Below are 1,037 nucleotides of genomic sequence, written 5' to 3' on the forward strand. Positions count from 1 at the left end.
CCCATGGTTAAGCTTATTAAGGGGCATGCTAGTCTGAGCCAAGCTCGCAGCAGTGCACAGGGTTTAGAGCATCCGGTGCTGTTGACGGGTGCGGGTAGCCTCTGCATTTTGCTTGCCCTAGGTGTAGCCTGGTTTGGCGAATCCTTATTCAGTGGCTTTTTATTGCTGGCTTTGATTTTTATCAGTGCGGCCTTGTTAATGCCCGCCACGTTAAACGTCTGTTTGCGCTTGGTGCAGTGTTGCTCACGCTCTGCTGTGGTGCAATGGCTGTGGGCAGACGCACGTATGCAGGTGTCGCATCTTAGCGTGGCATTAGTGGCCTTGTTGCTGGCACTGTCCACCAGCATTGGGGTTGGCGGTATGGTGGAAGGATTTCGTAACACATTTACCGGCTGGCTGGATCAGCGCTTGGCGGCAGAGGTGTATTTGCGGATTGATGACGAAGCGCAAGCGCAGCAGGTGGACGCTTGGCTACTACAACACCCTGCTGTTTCTGCTTTGCTGCCCTCTGCGGGTACCGACAGTCAGGTAGCGGGTATCCCAGTCGAATTACGTGGCATACAACTGCACAGTACTTATAGTGAGCATTGGCCGCTGCTTAGCAGCATCCCTGATGCGTGGCAAGAGATGGGTGACAATGCTGCTGTGATGATCAACGAACAATTGGCTCGGCAACTTAACCTGAAGTTAGGTGATACACTGCCGCTGGCGGGCAGGCAGCAAACTGGCTTTACGATCAGTGCCATATATAGTGATTATGGTAATCCGAAAGGACAGGTGTTGCTGTCGTTGGCGACGCTACAACACAATTGGGCAGACACCGAGCGTGGCAGCACGGCATTGCGGGTTGAACCCACGGCTGTGGCTGAGCTGATCTCGGCGTTAACAGCACAATTTTCGCTAAACGAGACGCAAGTTATTGATCAACATGCGGTTAAACGTTACTCGCTACAATTATTTGAGCGCACCTTTGCTGCGACAAACGCCCTGAATGTGTTGGTGTTACTGATTGCTGTGATCGCGCTATTCAGCAGTTT

At 52.5% G+C, this 1,037-nt stretch carries 1 protein-coding gene; it reads left to right on the plus strand.

Annotated elements, in window-relative coordinates; all coding sequences use genetic code 11:
• Positions 1 to 3 precede the first annotated feature (3 nt).
• On the plus strand, positions 4 to 1,037 hold a 1,034-nt coding region (locus V7D78_RS15415), incomplete at its 3' end, for an ABC transporter permease (protein WP_333609348.1).

It is taken from the genome of Arsukibacterium sp. (assembly GCF_036735525.1).
Lineage (GTDB): Bacteria > Pseudomonadota > Gammaproteobacteria > Enterobacterales > Alteromonadaceae > Alishewanella.